Raw genomic sequence first — 2,296 nt, forward strand, 5'->3', positions numbered from 1 at the left:
AAATCCTAAACCAATACAACGCAGAAATCCGTGGATTGTATAACTACTACCGACTTGCAAACAACGTGTCTGTACTCAATAACTTCTACTATGTAATGAGATACAGTATGCTCAAAACCTTTGCTGGAAAATATCGGACACGAATCAGCAGAATTATCCGCAAGTACCGTCAAGGAAAAGATTTTGTTGTGGAATATCCGAAGAAAAACGGCAAGGTCGGAAAGGTATTGTTTTACAATAATGGGTTCCGCCGGGACACTAAAGTAGAAAGCGGAAATCCTGATATAGTAGCAAGAATTTTTGAGAATTATGGGCGTAATAGCCTTATAAAAAGACTGCAAGCAAACAGGTGTGAGTGGTGTGGCGCAGAGAATGTGCCGCTTGAAATACACCATATACGAAAACTCAAAGATTTAAGTGGCAGAAAACAATGGGAAATCGCCATGATTGGGCGTAAACGCAAGACAATGGCACTCTGCATTGACTGTCACGATAAGTTACACGCAGGGAAATTAGACTGACATCTGGAGAGCCGGATACATCGAGAGGTGTAAGTCCGGTTCGGAGGGGAGTTCTCGGAAACCTACCATAGTGATATGGCAAGGCGCCGGGTTCTTACCCTACTCATGACCAGTATGGCACCGATCCCGTTCTCCACCTTCGGAAACCGCGAACAGAGTATGGTGGGACAGAACTACCTTCGTTCCCTGTTTGCGCTCGGCTTTCAAGGCTTCCTCATTATGATCTGTGTCGGCATTTATGCGGTGCTGATCCAGAGCATTTCTGTTTCGGATGACATCATCGGATCCATCTGGGGCATTCTCGGATACACCGTGCTTCTGTGCTTCACGTTATTTAAGACCGGTGCACTTGCAAAGAGTGTATTCTCGGCACACTAAGGAAGGAGGTCCGGTTCGCAGTGGCAGCTTATATTCCTGTCCCCCGTGATCTTACGAGGGTCAAATCCAAAATCTTATTTAATCTGACAAAACGTCAACTTCTCTGCTTTGGGGCGGGTGCACTGATCGGTGTCCCGTCTTTCTTTTTGCTCAAGGCCGACGGCAATACCAGCATGGCATCCATCTGCATGATCCTCATCATGATGCTGTTCTTCTTCCTCGGTATGTATGAACGGGACGGTCAGCCTTTGGAAAAAATCGCAAAGCAGTTCATTCAAGCCAAGTTTGTAAGGCCGAAGGTTCGCCCTTATCAGACGAACAATTACTATGCCGTCCTGCTCCGTCAGGCACAGGCAGAAATGGAGGTTAAAAACATTGTTTACGATGAAAAGTCTGTTCCGAAAGGCAGAAAAAAGAGATCTGAACATGCCGAAGAATCTGACGAAAGCGCAGGCGCGGCAGGTGCAGGAGATCATCGAACGGGCGAAGCGGGATGACAGCATTCCCCGCACCGCGCAGCAGTCGATTCCCTTTCAGCGTATGTTTCCGGATGGCATCTGCCGTGTGAGCGACCGGTATTACACCAAGACCATTCAGTATCAGGACATCAACTACCAGCTGGCGCAGCAAGAGGACAAGACCGCGATCTTTGAAGAGTGGTGCTCCTTCCTGAATTTTTTCGACAGCTCTATCCACTTTGAGCTGTCCTTCATGAACATGGCGACGGATGCAGAGGTATTTGAAAAGAACATCCGCATTCCCCTCAGAAATGACCACTTCAACAGTGTCCGCAGCGAGTACAGCCAGATGCTGAAGACGCAGCTTGCGCAGGGCAATAATGGCCTGACCAAGACCAAATATATCACCTTCGGCATTGAAGCCGAGTCCATGCGCGAGGCAAAGCCCCGTCTGGATCACGTTCAGACCAATCTGATGAACAACTTCAAACGTCTGGGCGTGGTGGCAAAGGTTCTGAACGGCAAGGATCGCCTGCAGCTCATGCATGCCATGTTCCACATGGGCGACAATGACCGCTTTTACTTCGACTGGAACTGGCTGGCAGGTTCCGGCCTTTCCGTGAAGGATTTCATCGCGCCCACATCCTTCTCCTTCCCCGGCGGCAGGACCTTTACCATGGGAAACCTCCACGGAGCTATGAGCTACCTGCAGATCACGGCATCGGATCTTTCCGACCAGCTTCTGAAGGATTTTCTGGATATGGAGACCAGTGAGATCGTCACCATGCACATCCAGTCAGTGGACCAGACCGCTGCCATCAAGCAGATCAAGCACACCATTACCGAACTGGACCGCAGCAAGATCGAGGAGCAGAAGAAGGCCGTCCGTGCCGGGTATGACATGGACATCAGTGCGACTCGTTCCTGAACAAAGCCTTC

The 2,296-nt window shown here is 49.5% G+C and carries 2 protein-coding genes and 2 pseudogenes; all 4 read left to right on the plus strand.

The features are described 5' to 3' along the window. A partial coding sequence (locus PGY33_RS14215) for an HNH endonuclease (protein WP_330673875.1) occupies positions 1-521 on the plus strand: 521 nt, incomplete at its 5' end. 102 nt (positions 522-623) lie between these two features. Beyond that, positions 624-899, plus strand: a pseudogene (locus PGY33_RS14220) (VirB6/TrbL-like conjugal transfer protein, CD1112 family); the annotation flags it as partial. Between the two features lie 20 nt (positions 900-919). Beyond that, entirely contained in the window at positions 920-1,396 is a 477-nt protein-coding gene (locus tag PGY33_RS14225; RefSeq protein ID WP_118478744.1) for a PrgI family protein, read from the plus strand. Continuing rightward, positions 1,326-2,267 (plus strand): annotated as a pseudogene (locus tag PGY33_RS14230) (VirB4-like conjugal transfer ATPase, CD1110 family); the annotation flags it as partial. The gene PGY33_RS14225 and the pseudogene PGY33_RS14230, both read left to right, overlap by 71 nt. Positions 2,268-2,296 lie beyond the last annotated feature (29 nt).

Origin of the sequence: Butyricicoccus sp. AF18-9LB (assembly GCF_027684505.1) — a bacterium.
GTDB classification, from domain to species: Bacteria; Bacillota; Clostridia; order Oscillospirales; family Butyricicoccaceae; genus Agathobaculum; species Agathobaculum butyriciproducens.